Consider the following 16,082-nt stretch of genomic DNA (forward strand, 5'->3'; position numbering starts at 1 on the left):
AAACCTCAGTGAATCTGGTTGGGAACGGACAGAGTGAAGGGGCGAATAGGCGCTTGAAACTCGGTGCCATCATCAGCAATAAATTGGTAGCTTCCCTGCATGCTCCCGACAACGGTATCCATTACGGTGCCGCTGGTGTAATGGAACGATTCTCCGGGTTCCAAATGAGGGTATTCGCCAATGACGCCGCTGCCTTTTACTTCTTGGATTTGCTCATCGCCATTGGTGATTATCCAGTGGCGAGTTTGAAGTTTGGCCGGTTCGGTTCCACAGTTAGTGATGGAGATATGGTAAGCAAACACATAGCGGGATTCCGCTGGTGTGGATTGATTTGCCAAATACTCGGTACGAACGGAAACCACGACATCATACTTTTCCATTCATCCTTCCTTGTTGATGACGTAATTGGTAATTCGCACAAAATCTTCAACATCCAGACGTTCTGGGCGAAGTGTTGGGTCAATGTCTAATGCCGCGAAGTCGTCGTTGTCCAACACGCCTTTGTAATTGTTGCGTAGCGTTTTTCGGCGCTGCTGGAAGCCAATACGAACCATGTCTTCCAGTTTTTTAATGTCATTTACTGGGTATGGAATCGATTGGTATGGTGTCATTCTTACAATGGCCGAATCCACTTTGGGGGCTGGGTCGAACGACTCTGGACCAACAATAAAGAGCGATTCAACCGCACAGTAATATTGTGCCATCACGCTTAATCGGCCGTACAAACTGTCTCCAGGGCGTGCTGCTAAACGATCAACCACTTCTTTTTGTAGCATGAAGTGCATGTCTTCAATCGCATCGGCTTGGCTGAGCAGATGAAAGATAAGCGGTGTCGAGATGTTATATGGCAAATTACCAACAACACGAATGGCTTGTTCTTCTGTGCGCAGCGAAGTGAAGTCGAACTTCATGGCGTCGGCTTCATGCACAGTAAGGTCAGGGAACCGGAACAAATTCACTTTTAGAATAGGAATTAGGTCACGGTCAAGCTCAACCACGTCCATGCGCTCAGTGACACTGATGATGCCTTCGGTTAAAGCGCCTTTACCAGGCCCAATCTCTACAATGCGTTGCCCTTTTTTAGGGCCAATACACGCCACGATACGACGAATAACGCCGTGGTCATGAAGGAAGTTTTGGCCGAATCTTTTTCTGGCTTTATGGGGTTGTGGTTTGCTCATTTAGAAAACTTTTTCGCGTTATTTGCCATGTTAATGGCATGTTGAATGGCCACTTTAAGGCTGCCGTTATTTGCTTTGCCTGTGCCAGCCAAGTCAATGGCTGTGCCGTGGTCGACGGATGTCCGAATAATAGGTAAGCCTAATGTAATATTTACGGCATTACCAAAACCTGAGTATTTTAACACAGGTAGCCCCTGATCGTGATACATAGCAAGGGCGCAGTCGGCATCATTTAGGTATTTCGGTGTAAACAGTGTGTCTGCTGGTAGCGGCCCAATTAGGTTTAAGCCCTCTTGGCGAAGTTTATTGAGAGTCGGAATGATAACGTCAATTTCTTCTCGGCCAAGGTGACCATCTTCACCGGCATGTGGATTTAACCCACAGACTAAAATTTTAGGTTGTGCAATACCAAATTTTTCTTGAAGATCTTTATTAAGTGCTGTTACTACAAGGCTGATGCTGTGCTCGGTGATGGCCGAAGAAATGTCTTTCAGGGGTAGGTGAGTGGTCACTAATGCCACCTTCATTGCTTCGGTGGCTAGCATCATGACCACGTGCGGCGACTTGCATTGTGCTTGGAAGTATTCGGTGTGACCTGAAAAGTGAACCCCAGTCTCACATAAGATGCCTTTATGCACGGGTGGTGTGACAATAGCGTCAAATTCGTGACGTAAGCACCCTTCGCCTGCTCGCTTGAGTGTTTCTAACACGTAGGGCGAGTTGGCCACCTCTAAAATGCCAGAAGTGGTTTTTTTCGCTTTGGGGATTGGCAGGACATTAATCTGTCCTTGGGAATGAGGCGGTGCGTCTGATGGCTGCTCGAGCTTACTAATAGTGACCGATAAGCCCAATTCTTTGGCTCGATCTTCGAGCAACTCTATGTCTGCTAGCACCACCAAGCGAGCAGGAAATGTCTGTTCGCTGAGTGCGCTTAATATGATGTCTGGGCCAATGCCGGCAGGCTCGCCCGAAGTGATGGCGATGGTTGGATGTGTTTCAAGCGACCCCATTGGCATTTTGTACCCTTACTTTTTAATATCAATAAACGCATCGGCGCGCAATTCATCAAGCCAATTGCCCAGTACTATGTCTTGTTTCTGAGCCGTTAGAGCGCGTTCAGCGTTGCTGCGTTTTACCTTGTCGCTGATGTCAGCTTCACGTCGACCTTCAACTTGCAAAATATGCCATCCAAATTGTGTGCGGAATGGTTTGCTTATTTGGCCAATCGCGGTTTTGTCCATCATGTCTTCAAATTCTGGCACCATGGTGCCAGGCGTCACCCAGCCCAAATCACCACCTTGTAACGTAGAGCCTTGGTCTTCGCTATTTTCTTTTGCAAGTTGGGCAAAATCGGCACCATTTTGCAGTTTTTTGTAGATGTCATCGGCAAACTCTTTGGTTTGTGCCATGTCTCTAATTTCATTAGCTCGAACCAAAATGTGTCTGGTTTTGGTTTGCTGCTGCAGGGTGACATCGGGTGAACGTTTTTCAATTAACCATAATAAGTGAAAACCTGCATTACTTTGCAATGGGCCAATCAATGGGCCTTTTTCGGTTTCGATAGCGCGTACAAAAAGTGGCGGTAATTGGTTTAATGGGCGCCAGCCTAAGTCGCCACCTTCAATGGCAAATTGCCCATCGGAGTTTTCAATTGCTTGTTGAATAAAATCGTTTTCTGTTTGGATATTGTCTGCAATCGCGTCCATTTTTATTTTGGCTTGTTCGGGGTCTGTTGCCCTGATTAACAAGTGTCTTAGATGGACTTGCTCCTTTTCTTTGGTGATGCTGGTGCTGGAGCTAAGATAGTCGTCTACTTCTTGATCGGAAATCACAATGCGCTTTTTGATGATTTCACGCTTGATGTTGTTGATCAAAATTTCTTGTTCTATTTGAGCTCGGTAACGGTTGTAGTCAATCCCCTTGCTGGCTAAAACCGTTTTTAAACCTTGTAAATCCAGGTTCATGTTTTTAGCCACACCAAGAATGGCGTTGTCCACATCTGAACTGGATGCTCGCATGCCTACTTTGCGCGCGTAGTTGACTTGGAGTGCTTCATCGATCATTTGGTTTTGGATCTGACGGTGAATGTTATCCGTCATGATGCCGCCTGGAACACGATCCTTAACAATTTGAAAGCGGTTTTGAATGTCACTTTCTAAGATGGGTTTGGAGTCAACGATCGCTGAAATACCATCGATCTTTGTTGGTGCTGCGTGCAGAGAATGCAGTGGTATAAGTGCAAACAGCATAAAAGAGAAAAAGATAACTTCATGATTAATATCCAACTTTTCCTTGGTTCCAGTAGCTATTGGCAATATTGTCTTCGCTGTTGGCGCGACCAGCACTGCTTAAACTACGTAAAATAAATTGTAAAAAGACGCCACGATCGTATTCATTATCATCGTTTAGCCAGTCTTGATAGCTTAATGACACCTTGATACAGCAGTTCTCATAACCCAAACCTACGATCTCTTTGGTGGAGTCCTGTCTGATGAAGTCATACGTATACTGCGTATACATTGACCAATTTTGATTCAGAGGAAAGATGCTGCCAATACTGGCTTGCTTGGCATCGTCGTCTGAATCTGAATTATTGATCGAATACAGATAGCTTAAGTTTATCTTTATATCGTCAGTTGGCTTGAGGTCAGCAACGAGTTGCGCCAAATTGACATTTTGATCGTCTAAGCTGTAGTTCAAATTGGCGGTTAAGCTGTATCGGTTGCCATTGTAATCCGCAGACGTTAACAGGTCGCTGTGTTTTGTATCATCAACTGGTGTGTCTGTGTCTGAGTCGCCATCAATACCAACATAACGATCTTTTAAATAGAAGACTTGACCGGCTTTAAACGCCCATTTTTCATTATTGTTTTCATCATATAGACGACTTTCCAAACCCAGCGTGACTTGTTCTGTGTCGCCAATACGGTCACTGCCATTAAAGCGAGTGTGACTGAATGCCTGAGAATAGGTCATGGTCGGTTCGCTGCTATCAAAATCGGGAATGAGGTTTTGATACTCGAAAGGGGCATTGAGATAGCTAAGACGAGGCTCGAGTGTTTGTCGCCATATGTGTTCATCGTCATTGCTAAAACGTCGTTCAAATAACAGCGATGAGTCGATATAGCTCGATAAATGACCCACTGCCGTGCTGCTGTCACTGTCCGTGGTGTAATCGTGCAGATTGTAGTCGCGGTATTGGGTCAAAATCCCAGGGCTAAATTTCCCCCATTCATTGCTGAAATCCAACGCCACATTTTGATTGACGACGACACGTTCGCCATCAAAGTCGTCCTCGGCTGGATCATAGAAATCGGTGTATTGAACATCGACGTTATAATCCAGAAAGGACGCCGCCATACGATAAGAACTGTCAATGCGTGGTAACCATTCAAACGGTTGATCGACGGTGTCGTCCGGTGTCTGATAGGTTAAATACGTTACTTTATTGAGAAAGTTGCCATTGTTGAATGCAAAGTACAGGCTGCGTTGATAATGGTCTTTTTCACCAATCGAGGTGCTGTTGGCTTCTGGAAACTTGTTGTCAGTTGGGTTGGCTTCAAGTATCAGACCGGCACTAAAGTAGTCATTAAGGTTTTGTGTGGACGTTAATTTTAATAGGGTTTGCTCACCTTCGTCATTGTCTGAAAAGGTAGATTGCTCGTAAGTGGTTTTGCCATATTCGCTGAGATGGCGAATTTCTAAATCGAATCCTTCGCCTTTTCTTTGAATGTACTGAGGCGTGATGGTGGCGTCATAGTTGGGCGCAATATTCCAATAAAATGGAGCGGAAAAGCTGACCCCATCAGAGCCAGAATAGCCGAAGTTCGGAAACAAGAAACCAGTTTGTCGCGTGTTATCAAGTGGAAAACGCAACCAGGGAAAGTAAAAAACGGGTATGTCAGCAATGCGTATTTGCACGTGTTTTGCTGTCCCGAATCCGCTTTTGGTGTCTAATTCAATCGAACTTCCGTACAGCTTCCAGCTTTCTTGGGTTGGCTCACACGTGGTAAAGAAACCTTCTTCAATGAAGACGACGCCATCTTGATCATTCGATAGCGATTTGGCTGAAACACGAGAGCCCGATTGATGACTGAGTAAGATGGCATCATTGAATTCGGTTGTTCCATTGCCGTTATTTGAAATGTAAGCATCGGAGCTGCGTATTAATTGGTTGTCGCCACGCAGTGTAACATTGCCGTTGGCACGATAATATTCGTCAGGAATGCCTTCAATGTTACTGGCCGTTAACGCCGATTGAGGTTGGACGATTTCTGCTGCGCCTTCAAGGTGAATAACTCCGCTCTTATCTCGCACGATAAGGTCGGCGCTCAGCTTTGTGCCTTTTACGTCGGTTGCTGTCCAGTTGTTGATATAGGCTCCCTGACAATATCGACTCAGCTGTGATTGCTGCTCCGTCGTCAAGGATTCTCTTGGCGCCCAATCCCATTGCTCTACTTCCGCGTGCGCAAGTGGCAAAATGAAAAGACTTTGAAAAAATAAGGCGTAGGTGCGTAAATGCTTAACCATGCAGGGTATACTTGTTACCAATAATTATTGTCCGAAATCGGATACTGCCCATAAGCGGGTCCACGTGTTAAGACAAATGATAATCTAAGCAGGCCTATAGGGGCTACCGATTCTGGAGAAATATCTTTATGTGGAAAATTGTTTGCGCCATTTTGGGTTATATTTTGGCGGGTTTACTAGGCGGCTTGCTTGGTTTTATTGTAGGTGGCGTGATTGATAGAGCGCAGAAGGGCGGTGGTTTTAGCGCTATTCGAAACGGCGCAACAATCCGTCTTCAGCAAGAAACCTTTTTCCGTACCTTATTTTTGTTGATGGGACGCTTAGCGAAATCTGATGGTCAGGTGTCGGAAGCGGAGATTCAATTGGCGCAGTCTGTTATGCAACGATTGCGTCTGTCTCCAGCAGCTCAAGCGCAAGCGAAGCAACTTTTTAATGAAGGCAAATCGGAAAACTTCGATCTTGCAACGGTGTTAAATACCTTCAAAACCGTAGTAGGACCGGGTGACCTAACGCGAACCTTATTGGAAATATTATTGGTGTCTGCCTACGCAGATGGGCACTTTAGTGTTGAAGAGAAATCTTTTGTGTCTCAGGTTTGTGCATACCTTGGTGTGTCTGTGGCGGAATTTGAAGCCCTGCATATTCAAGTGAAGCAGCAAGCGCACTTTAGACAGGGTTATCAGTCGTCATCCGATTACTCGTCTAACAGCGCAGGGGCAAAAGATTTATTGAAGGCGGCGTATGAGGCGTTAGGTGTAACGCCAGACATGAGTGACGCGGATATCAAAAAAGCTTATCGTCGTTTAATGAGTAAGAATCATCCTGATAAGCTAAGTTCTCAGGGGCTTCCTGATGAGATGATTGAATTGGCAAAAGAACGCACGCAAGAAATTCAATCCGCTTACGAGTTGGTTAAAAACGCTCGCAAATAAGGGATAGCTAAGTATTTAATTGCTAATGGGGCTTTCATAGAAAAGCCCTTTTTTTGCGCTGGGTAATGCTGAACGCTGATTAATTTGGCGGGTGTTTTGTTTTAAAAAGCCTCGGACGCGTTGAATGAGAAGTTGTTTACCGTTTTTTCCCGTTACTCTGTCTGGGATCGAGTCTAGCTGAATGTAGTCTCCCTTTTTTCTGCTCTCTGGTTAGCGGCTTGTTTTCGCCACATTGCGAATTGTTCGCTTCCCACGTTGTTCACGTAGTAATCCAGCACTGGTTGCGTTATCTGTCGAATCAGTTGTGCCGTTTCGTATTCCGATAGATTGGGCGTTGGCTCAATATCAATGAGTGCCAGTGCGCTGCCAGCGGATGCATTACTGGCTAAAAAAGCAAGGGCATAACTGGCGCCGGTCTTGTAGCCTAGAAAGGCAAATTGCTCCACTCCTTCTGTTTTGGCTTTTTCTATGGTGGCTTGAATGCGAGCAAATACCAATGTTTGATTGGGTAATTCGATGGGGGATGTCTCTGTGGCGGCGTCTTCAAGGCTTACTTGAACTGGCGAAGCGCGCTTGATGATATCAGGAACTTCTATAGACAGGGTGCACCAACTGTATTTTGGAAGCGCTGCGCGCAAAGGCGCTATTGCATCAGGCCAGTCTGGGTGTTCGTTGTCAGAGTGCAGTAACATTACACAACCTTGGGTTGAGCTGGTTAATGACGGGCTGTAGAGGGTTAAAAGGTTTCTCCATTGGCATCCAGCGTTTGTATCTGATGATCAAGGTGCCTCAGCGTAAGTGACGATTTTAAGGCGTCAATGCGTGATAATTGCGGTTTTGGTACAACATACTCGTTGTTGCTTTCGGGCGGTGTGCTTTGTGAATTGGTATCACTGGATGTGGGCTGAGATTCCTCAGCCAACAGAGAAAATGAGCTCAAGGAAAGAAGTGCAATGATGGTGAACGGTAGGGTAATTTTCTTCATTGTTTTCAATACTTCTTTAAAAGGTCTTGTTAAAATGCGGTCTACATTTTCACTATGAGACCTTTATTGTGTCACTGCTGGAGTCAGATATGAATGATTTTATCATTGCCCCTTCTATCCTTTCTGCCGATTTTGCTCGATTAGGCGAAGAAGTTGATACTGTATTGGCGGCAGGAGCCGACATCATCCATTTTGATGTGATGGATAATCATTATGTCCCCAATTTAACCATTGGGCCTATGGTCTGCAAGGCATTACGCAAACACGGCGTGACCGCCGATATTGATGTACACCTTATGGTGAAACCGGTTGATCGTATGATTGGTGATTTCATAGAAGCAGGTGCCTCTATTATTACTTTTCACCCAGAAGCCAGCGAGCACATTGACCGTTCTTTGCAAATGATCAAAGACGGCGGCTGTAAGGCCGGGTTGGTGTTTAATCCAGCCACGCCATTGCATTATTTAAAGCATGTGATGGATAAAATCGACATGGTGCTGTTGATGTCGGTGAACCCAGGGTTTGGTGGGCAATCTTTTATACCTGGCACTTTGGACAAATTGCGTGAAGCGCGTGCATTAATCGATGCCAGTGGTTATGACATTCGTCTTGAAGTGGATGGTGGGGTAAGTGAAAAGAACATCGCGGAAATCGCGCGCGCTGGTGCAGACACCTTTGTTGCAGGCTCCGCCATTTTTGGCAAAGAAGATTACAAAGCGGTGATTGATGCCATGCGTAAAGAACTTGCGAGTACGCGTTAATGAAAACGCCGCAGTATTTCACTAAATGGTTTGACGGCTGGCCGGAACTCGTCTGTTTGGATCTCGACGGGACACTTGTTGATAGCGTTCCTGATATTGCTGGTGCGGTAGATGCTTTCTTGACGGAGCTTGGATCCCAAGTGGCTGGCGAAGATCGAGTGCGCGGCTGGGTGGGTTTTGGCTCGGCTAAGTTGATCGAGCAAGCATTGGAGTGGGCCAATATTGATCCTGCGAAGCAGGAAGAGGCGTACCGTATTTTCCTAATGCATTACCACGCGCATTTAACGGATGGCACAAGTCTATATCCAAATGTTAAAGCCTTGCTTAAAGCCTTCAAGCACAATGGGGTTCCGGTGGCATTGATCACCAATAAACCAAGTGTGTTTGTAAAGCCTATGCTGGATCACTTTGAGCTTACAGAACAGTTTGGTTGGTTGTTAGGTGGCGATACGTTAGAAGAGAAAAACCTTCGGCAATGCCTTTATTGTATTGCAGTGAATCCATCGAAGCATTGCCTGAAAATTGTCTAATGATTGGCGATTCGATTACAGACTTTAACGCCGCGAAAAACGCAGGCTTTAAATGTGCTTTGGTGACGTATGGTTATCATCAGGGCGTGGATTTGAAATCGCTAGGCGCGGATGCCGTCATCGACGATCTGGCTGAGTTGCTTGTCTAAGCAGCGCGCTGTTATTGATATTGGCATGGGTTGAGGATGGTATTGGTTGTAATGTAAAAAGCGCCAAACTCTATTGAGCTTGGCGCTTTTTTGTTACTCGCTCTTTGGTTCTGCGGATAAAGAGGCTTGATTGTCTGCGGCCATATGTATGGTGTGAGTCGGGAAAGCCACTTCCGCGCCATGTGACTCAATGATCTGCATTGCTTGGAACAGCACGTCTTGTTTGACGTTGTGATAGGTTCGCCAGTCCACGGTTTTGGTATAGGCATAAATAAAGAAATCTAATGATGATGGGCCAAATTGATTAAAATTGACCATGTAGGTTTCATTTGTATCGAGGTCTTCATGATTGGCCACCATCTCTTTAATGTCGGACAAAATGGTAGGCAATAGGCGGAAGTCGTCATAGCGAACGCCAATGGTTTCATTAATGCGACGGTGCGTCATGCGCGACGGGTTTTCAACTGAAATAAGAGAAAACGTCGAATTTGGTACATAAAGCGGACGTTTATCGAAAGTTCGGATGCGAGTTTGACGCCAGCCAATATGCTCAACAGTGCCTTCAATATTCTGATCCGGCGATCGAACCCAATCACCAATGGCAAACGGTCGGTCTAAATACACCATCAAGCCACCAAAGAAGTTGGCCAGTAAATCTTTTGCGGCGAAACCAACGGCAATACCACCGATACCGCCAAAGGCCAAAACTCCAGAGATGCTGTACCCTAATGTTTGCAACACCACTAAAGCGGCTGTAATGACCACCGCAGCGCGCAATAGTTTACTGATTGCGCTGGCCGTTGTGTAATCGACATTGTTGTTTATTTTGTCTGAGCTGGTTAAGGTGCGCTCGCTCTCCGATATGCATCGAAGAACAAACCAAGTAAGAATGACAATGACACCCACTTCCCTGATGGCATGAATAAGCGAACTGAAGTCTGGGTCTAATTCGGTACCGGAAATTTCTGCCGCAACACTTAAACCAGCAAGCCAAATAAACATCCCAATTGGCTTTTGAGCTGCATGAATTAAGACATTGTCCCATGGTGTTTTGGTTTTTTCGAGCTGACGGTCAACACGCATTAGGAAGCGGGTGGCGATAAAGTTGACCAATAGTGTCCCTAGTACAACTAAAAATACCCTGACTACCCAGTGCATTTTTGTGTCGCCTAGGCCCAAATAGAGCTGCATCGTTTCCCAAGTCATTGTTGGTTCTCTTTTCCTATATCTTTGTCGTAAATGTGAAGCGTGATTGTCGTTATGCCATCATTACAAAAGCAATAGCGTGCCTAACCCCAAGAAGGCAACAAACCCTGCAATGTCGGTAACGGTTGTCAGGATGACCGAGCCAGAAAGTGCTGGGTCAATGCGTAACTTATCCAGTAGAACAGGAATCAGCACACCTGAAAGGGCCGCCATAATGATATTGACGATGATGGCTAAGCCGATAACGGCTCCTAACATTGGGCTTTCAAACCACCAAAGTGTCACTACGCCGATCACAATGGCCCATAAAATACCGTTGAGTCCGCCGACTTTTAGCTCTTTGCTTAAGAGCGACTTCAAGTTGCTGCGAGTGATCTGGCCAAGTGCTAAACCACGCACAATCAGAGTGAGCGTTTGGCTGCCGGCAATGCCGCCCATGGAGGCGACCACAGGCATGAGTACGGCAAGAGCGACCACTTGTTGCAGTGTGGCTTCAAATAGGCCGATAAAAGCCGAGGCTAAAAAAGCGGTGAGCAAATTGATACCAAGCCAAATGCCACGCGTGGCTGCGCTGCGTTTAACTGGAGCAAAAAGGTCGGATTCCTCGTTTAGACCGGCGGTCGACATTTGCTGCGCTTCGTGTTCTAAACGCCAAGTTTCCATGGCCAAGCCAGCATGGAATCGCCCTAAAAGGATGTGATTGTCGTCGACAACAGGCAGAGCAGATAGGGCGGAGCGCTCTAATTGCTCTGCGGCTTTGGTGAGTTCCGTGTCAGCGTGAATAAAAGAGCAGTCTTCATCAATAAGACTGGAAATCGGCTCATGACCCTGCGCTTTAAAGAGTTTGTCGAATTTTACGCAGCCAACCCAGCGGCCAGTTCGATTGACCAGATAAACCATGTCTGTGTAATCTGGCGTGCTCTTTTTAAGCAGTCGCATGGCTTCGGACGTACGAATGGATTGAGAGGCAATTAATAATTCGTGATCAATCCAACGACCGACAACATCATCGTCGTAAACAATACCTTGTTGGTAGTATTCACGCTGTTTGGTGTCCATTTGTTTGAGCGCGATGTCGACAAGACGATCTGGCAACGAGTCCGTGATCTCTAATAGGTCTTCGGCATCAACGTCGGTAAATAAGGTTTCAATCTCAGAATCGTCCAGCTCTTTGAGCAGTAGCTGGCGAGATTCACCACGCATTTCTACTAAAATGTCGAGCCGGTTAGCTTGTTTTATGTTGGCCCAAGCTTGCTTACGCTGCGCCAATGGAATGGATTCTAAGGCCAGCGCCACATCGTCGGGAGTCAACTCTGAAATGGCTTTATTAACGGACTCTGGAGAGTGTTCGTCATGGATAAGAGTTTCGATGAGGGCAGCGACTTGACTATGCACAGAGCATCCTTAAACACAGAGTAATGACGGTTAAGATAACATGCTTTCTAGTGTGCGGTATAACCGCTTTGATTTCAAACAAGGCATTGTTTTTATAAGATTTTATGCTGGGTTTTCAAAATCATTAAACAAGGTTGACGCATAAATGTGTCAATTAATGACTTTGTGGCTAAAAAAGTATCAAGCCTAAGCGCCTCGGGATCACGGTCTGGCGAGACAGGCTGTGCCTGACAGTGTAGAATTTAGCGCACAATAAATGCAGGCGATTGTTGCTCATCATTGCATTTCGGCTTTTGTGTCCGTGCTTATCCAGTGGCGGAATTGGTATGGATCCATATTGTTTTAATTAGGCGTGTCCCTTCGTTATGTTATTGATGATAGATAATTATGATTCTTTCACTTACAACCTTGTACAGTACTTCCGCGAGTTGGGAGCGGATGTGCGAGTGTTTCGTAATGATGAAATTAGTGTCGAGGAGATAGAGCGTCTTGCGCCATCGCACTTGGTTATTTCGCCGGGACCTTGTACACCAAATGAAGCGGGTGTTTCTATGTCTGCTATTGCGGCGTTTGCCGGGCGTATTCCGATATTGGGTATTTGCTTAGGCCATCAAAGTATTGGTCAGGTCTTTGGCGCAGAGGTGATTCGTGCTAAAAATGTTATGCATGGCAAAACGTCATTAATTTATCATCAAAATACCTCTGTGTTTTATGGATTACCGAACCCCCAAACGGCCACGCGCTATCATTCTTTGGTGGTGTCGGCGGACGCGTTACCGGACTGTCTAGAAGTCACGGCATGGAGCCACAATGCGGCAGGAGAACAAGATGAAATTATGGGAATTCGACATAAGGCATGGAATGTAGAAGGGGTGCAGTTCCACCCTGAATCAATTTTAACCGAAGCAGGTCATGCTTTGTTGGCCAACTTTTTAACACGATAGATTTAACCTGATAGGAGAGGCTGGTGGATATTCAAAAAGCGATTGCTGCTGTTGTTGAGCGCCAAGATTTAAGCGGCGACGAAATGCGAATAGTGATGAATGACATCATGACAGGAAAAGCCACACCAGCTCAAATTGGCGGTTTTTTAATTGGTTTGCGCATGAAGGGCGAAACCGTTGAAGAAATAACTGCTTCGGCACAAGTGATGAGAGAGTTGTCCAGTAAAGTGCATTTGGACCTAGAACATGTGGTCGACACCTGCGGTACTGGCGGCGATGGTGGAAACTTATTTAATGTCTCGACAGCTTCAGCGTTTGTTGTGGCTTCTGCTGGCGGGAAAGTGGCTAAGCATGGAGGGCGATCTGTGTCATCGAAATCGGGCAGCGCAGATGTGCTTGAACAAGCTGGGATTTTTCTTGGGCTTGATGCTGCACAAGTATGCCGATGCGTAGAAGAGATTGGTCTGGGATTCATGTTTGCACCGAATCACCACTCGGCGATGAAGTATGCGGTCGGGCCTCGCAAAGAAATGGCGACGCGCACTATTTTTAACTTACTCGGCCCACTTACCAATCCGGCCAATGCGAAACGGCAGGTCATGGGGGTTTTTCATCAGAAGTGGGTTCGTCCTATTGCCGAGGTGCTTAAAGCCTTAGGCAGTGAGCATGTGATGGTGGTTCATTCACAAGATGGATTGGACGAGATTAGCATTGCTGCACCAACGTATGTAGCGGAACTAAAAAATGGCGAGGTGTTTGAATATACGATTTCCCCTGAAGATTTTGGTATTCCGCTTCAATCAATTGATACGATTCAAGCGTCCGATGCCTCTGAAAGCCTGGCTTTGGTTAAAATGGCGTTAGAGGGTAAAGGAAAAATAAACCCTGCTAGAGATATTGTGGCACTGAATGCCGGTGCGGCCATTTATGTTTCTGGTATTGCCGATTCGTTGGCGGAGGGTGTGAACATTGCGGAAGACGTCATCGGTGGCGGGACAGCCAAAGTTAAAATGTCTGAACTAGCCAGTTTTACACGTTGTTTTATGAGCCCTGACTCACTGTAGAAAATAGGAGCAGTAACCTAATGCAAGTAGAAACACCGACTATTTTAAAAAAAATTGTGGCTCGTAAGTATGAAGAAATTACTGAGCGCAAATCTCATACACCGTACGGTAATTTGGAAGTGGCTGCGTCTGTTGCCAATGTGCACAATGCGCCCCGTGGATTTGCACAAGCGATGAGACATCAGATTGCCATTGGTAAAGCCGCTGTTATCGCAGAGGTTAAGCAAGCGTCTCCGAGTAAAGGTATTTTGCGTGAACCTTTTATTCCTGCTGATATTGCTCGATCTTATGAACGGTCTGGCGCGGCGTGTTTGTCTGTATTGACAGACAGTGACTTTTTTAAAGGGCATGAAGATTTTTTGGTGGAAGCGCGCAGTGCGTGTAAATTGCCTGTTATCCGTAAAGATTTTATTGTCGATGAATACCAAGTATTGGAAGCCAGAGCCATAGGGGCTGACTGTATCCTATTAATCGCGGCCTGTTTGAGTGGTGATAAGTTACGTCAGTTGGATCAAATGGCTCGTGACTTGGGAATGGATGTTTTGGTTGAGGTTCACAACCGTCCTGAGTTGGATTTGGCTTTGGAGTATACCGAGACAGAGCTATTTGGTATCAACAATCGTGACTTGCATACGTTTGAATTAAGCCTTGATCACACCTTTGAGTTGATGGGAAGTGTGCCTTCAGATCGACTGATTGTAACGGAAAGTGGTATTCATACGCGTGATGATGTGGCATTGATGCGTCAAAAAGGCATTCATGCCTTCTTGGTGGGAGAGGCGTTCATGCGTGCTGATGATCCTGGTGAAAAGTTGGCGGAATTGTTTCAATCCTAGTAACGATGAATTTTTGGATGACAGAATATAGGTAAGGTTTAGATATGAAGACGAATGTTAGTTGGCAAGAAGATGTGCACTTTACGGCTGAAACGGGTTCTGGTTTTAAAGTAGAAATAGACGGTAATCAGGTTGCTGGACCGAGACCTATGGAATTGATACTTGCTGGCTTAGGAGGTTGCACCTCTTATGATGTGGTAGGTATTTTGAAAAAATCTCGCCAAGATGTCGTGTCTTGCGTAGTACAAATTGATGCCGATCGTGCGGACGCTGTGCCTGCCGTTTTTACAGAAATTCGTGTTCACTTTGTTGTGACAGGTCGCAACCTAAAAGAGAGCGTGGTTGCGCGTGCCGTCAAATTGTCCGCTGAAGAGTATTGCTCGGCTTCACTTATGTTAGAAAAAGGTGGCGTGAAGATCGTACATAGCTTCGAAGTGGTTGAAGCTGAATAATACGTTGCTGAGTTTATGAATATTGAAGAGAGCCGAAAGGCTCTTTTTTTCGGAATGAAAATGAGCGAGCGATATATGGTGTCCCCACCAGGACTCGAACCTGGAATAGCTGCTTAGGAGGCGGCCGGTATATCCTGTTTACCTATGAGGACGTATTTTTCAGAGAGTTTTATACATTATTTGGTGTATAAATACAAATCCAAACGAACTATGGCTTTGATTTTTATGGTTTTTTCAAGCTCGACCTAAGGTGTGTTTGCTGCTTATCGGGCGGGTAGACCCTCTGGCTGTATAGACCTTATTTTTGCTGCTGTGACCTTGGAGTAATTCAAAAAGGTGTTTGTTGCGTTTTTGAAGGGTATTGAGGACGCGTGCATTGGTGTTGTTTTTGGTTTTGCAGGTTTTTAATAGCGCTTCACATTCCTGCATTAAGAGGCGAACATTGTCCATTGAGCTATCTTGTAAGCTCAGCCAGTCTTTAAATGCTTCTTCGGTGGGTTTCTTGCGATCTACGATGTCAAATTTAATAAGAATATTGACTCTTTTCTCATTAAGTTGGTTCATTTCATCAAGAAGGGTTTGTTTTTTAGCGGATAAGTCGATGATGACTTCGCTGTCTTGTTTACCGTATGCGGTGCGTTCTTCATCAAGAAGCGAAGAGAGCTGTTCTAATATCTCTTTGCTTCTGACGAATATTGGAGCGATAGGAATCATAGGACAAACCGTGTGCTAGCTGCATTGAGTTAGCAGTCTAGAAGAGTGAATCCATAGAAGCCATATTATTCGCTAGCTTCTGAGTGTCTATTTTGTACTCGCCCGCCGCGATTGCGTTTTTAATTTGCTCTACTTTGTCCATATCAACATCAGGTAAGTTGTTAATTTTAGACTGCTGGCTTTGTAGTGTTTGTGCTGTACCGCTCAGTTTTACGGTATCTTCCGCAAGAGTGCCGCCACTTTGAACGCCGCTTTGTTTTGCCGTAGCACTGCCAGTAGCGTCGTCTTTTTGCGATCGCTCACTTTTGCTTATCGGGTTCTGATTTGATAGACCTGTAAAATGTATTGCCATTGGGTTTTCCGCCCTTTTATGATTTGCCTGTCTATATTGTCGGCTGGGTCT

Annotated in this window: 17 protein-coding genes, 1 tRNA gene and 1 pseudogene; 7 read left to right on the plus strand and 12 right to left on the minus strand. The window is 45.6% G+C overall.

Features of this window, described 5'->3' with window-relative positions; all coding sequences use genetic code 11:
* Positions 1-5: 5 nt before the first annotated feature.
* From apaG to N5P32_RS15375, 5 genes are read right to left on the minus strand one after another with little or no spacing between them, the layout of a single operon-like run.
* Complete coding sequence (apaG, locus tag N5P32_RS15355) at positions 6-380, minus strand: Co2+/Mg2+ efflux protein ApaG (protein ID WP_265729896.1); 375 nt, start codon at positions 378-380, stop codon at positions 6-8.
* On the minus strand, positions 381-1,181 hold the full coding sequence (gene rsmA / locus N5P32_RS15360; RefSeq protein WP_265729897.1) for a 16S rRNA (adenine(1518)-N(6)/adenine(1519)-N(6))-dimethyltransferase RsmA: 801 nt from the start codon (positions 1,179-1,181) through the stop codon (positions 381-383). It lies immediately after the preceding gene.
* Positions 1,178-2,197, minus strand: coding sequence for a 4-hydroxythreonine-4-phosphate dehydrogenase PdxA (gene pdxA, locus N5P32_RS15365; RefSeq protein WP_265729898.1), 1,020 nt, complete (start codon positions 2,195-2,197; stop codon positions 1,178-1,180). The genes rsmA and pdxA overlap by 4 nt, the downstream gene beginning before the upstream one ends.
* Positions 2,198-2,206: 9 nt before the next feature.
* Positions 2,207-3,466 (minus strand): peptidylprolyl isomerase, encoded by a 1,260-nt coding sequence (locus N5P32_RS15370; protein WP_265729899.1) that lies wholly within the window; start codon positions 3,464-3,466, stop codon positions 2,207-2,209.
* Positions 3,456-5,711 carry an LPS-assembly protein LptD gene (locus N5P32_RS15375; RefSeq protein WP_265729900.1) on the minus strand — a complete coding sequence of 752 codons (2,256 nt, stop codon included), beginning with the start codon at positions 5,709-5,711 and terminating at the stop codon, positions 3,456-3,458. Before N5P32_RS15375 ends, N5P32_RS15370 begins: the two co-directional genes overlap by 11 nt.
* Before the next feature lie 128 nt (positions 5,712-5,839).
* Here N5P32_RS15375 and djlA point away from each other — a divergent pair, with 128 nt between their 5' ends.
* Positions 5,840-6,643 (plus strand): co-chaperone DjlA, encoded by an 804-nt coding sequence (gene djlA, locus N5P32_RS15380; RefSeq protein WP_265729901.1) that lies wholly within the window; start codon positions 5,840-5,842, stop codon positions 6,641-6,643.
* A gap of 173 nt (positions 6,644-6,816) precedes the next feature.
* On the opposite strand, the gene N5P32_RS15385 is transcribed toward djlA, so the two are convergent.
* Positions 6,817-7,335, minus strand: a complete 519-nt coding sequence (locus tag N5P32_RS15385) for a DUF3530 family protein (RefSeq protein WP_265729902.1) — start codon at positions 7,333-7,335, stop codon at positions 6,817-6,819.
* 44 nt (positions 7,336-7,379) lie between these two features.
* Complete coding sequence (locus N5P32_RS15390) at positions 7,380-7,628, minus strand: hypothetical protein (protein ID WP_265729903.1); 249 nt, start codon at positions 7,626-7,628, stop codon at positions 7,380-7,382.
* Positions 7,629-7,717: 89 nt separating this feature from the next.
* Between N5P32_RS15390 and rpe the strand changes: the two genes are divergently transcribed.
* Both rpe and N5P32_RS15400 read left to right on the plus strand, forming a co-directional pair.
* Positions 7,718-8,389 (plus strand): ribulose-phosphate 3-epimerase, encoded by a 672-nt coding sequence (gene rpe / locus N5P32_RS15395; RefSeq protein WP_265729904.1) that lies wholly within the window; start codon positions 7,718-7,720, stop codon positions 8,387-8,389.
* Positions 8,389-8,999 (plus strand): annotated as a pseudogene (locus N5P32_RS15400) (HAD-IA family hydrolase); the annotation flags it as partial. The gene rpe and the pseudogene N5P32_RS15400, both read left to right, overlap by 1 nt.
* 162 nt (positions 9,000-9,161) lie before the next feature.
* Here the strand turns inward: N5P32_RS15400 and N5P32_RS15405 are convergent.
* Positions 9,162-10,274: a mechanosensitive ion channel family protein gene (locus N5P32_RS15405; RefSeq protein WP_265729905.1), complete on the minus strand. Its 1,113-nt coding sequence runs from the start codon at positions 10,272-10,274 to the stop codon at positions 9,162-9,164.
* A gap of 63 nt (positions 10,275-10,337) precedes the next feature.
* Entirely contained in the window at positions 10,338-11,669 is a 1,332-nt protein-coding gene (locus N5P32_RS15410; RefSeq protein WP_265729906.1) for a magnesium transporter, read from the minus strand.
* 365 nt (positions 11,670-12,034) lie between these two features.
* On the opposite strand from N5P32_RS15410, the gene N5P32_RS15415 reads away from it, so the two are divergent.
* From N5P32_RS15415 to N5P32_RS15430, 4 genes are read left to right on the plus strand one after another with little or no spacing between them, the layout of a single operon-like run.
* Complete coding sequence (locus N5P32_RS15415) at positions 12,035-12,613, plus strand: anthranilate synthase component II (protein WP_265729907.1); 579 nt, start codon at positions 12,035-12,037, stop codon at positions 12,611-12,613.
* A gap of 23 nt (positions 12,614-12,636) precedes the next feature.
* Positions 12,637-13,677, plus strand: a complete 1,041-nt coding sequence (gene trpD, locus N5P32_RS15420; RefSeq protein ID WP_265729908.1) for an anthranilate phosphoribosyltransferase — start codon at positions 12,637-12,639, stop codon at positions 13,675-13,677.
* A gap of 20 nt (positions 13,678-13,697) precedes the next feature.
* Positions 13,698-14,513: an indole-3-glycerol phosphate synthase TrpC gene (gene trpC, locus N5P32_RS15425; RefSeq protein WP_265729909.1), complete on the plus strand. Its 816-nt coding sequence runs from the start codon at positions 13,698-13,700 to the stop codon at positions 14,511-14,513.
* Positions 14,514-14,557: 44 nt separating this feature from the next.
* Complete coding sequence (locus tag N5P32_RS15430) at positions 14,558-14,965, plus strand: OsmC family protein (RefSeq protein ID WP_265729910.1); 408 nt, start codon at positions 14,558-14,560, stop codon at positions 14,963-14,965.
* A 76-nt stretch (positions 14,966-15,041) separates the two neighbouring features.
* Here N5P32_RS15430 and N5P32_RS15435 read toward each other — a convergent pair.
* The 3 genes from N5P32_RS15435 to flgM form a co-directional block, all read right to left on the minus strand.
* Positions 15,042-15,117: transfer RNA gene (locus N5P32_RS15435), tRNA-Arg, on the minus strand.
* Positions 15,118-15,199: 82 nt separating this feature from the next.
* Positions 15,200-15,679, minus strand: a complete 480-nt coding sequence (locus tag N5P32_RS15440) for a flagella synthesis protein FlgN (RefSeq protein ID WP_265729911.1) — start codon at positions 15,677-15,679, stop codon at positions 15,200-15,202.
* A gap of 37 nt (positions 15,680-15,716) precedes the next feature.
* Complete coding sequence (gene flgM / locus N5P32_RS15445; RefSeq protein ID WP_265729912.1) at positions 15,717-16,031, minus strand: flagellar biosynthesis anti-sigma factor FlgM; 315 nt, start codon at positions 16,029-16,031, stop codon at positions 15,717-15,719.
* Between the last annotated feature and the right edge of the window lie 51 nt (positions 16,032-16,082).

It is taken from the genome of Marinomonas pontica, assembly GCF_026191375.1.
Taxonomy (GTDB): domain Bacteria; phylum Pseudomonadota; class Gammaproteobacteria; order Pseudomonadales; family Marinomonadaceae; genus Marinomonas; species Marinomonas pontica.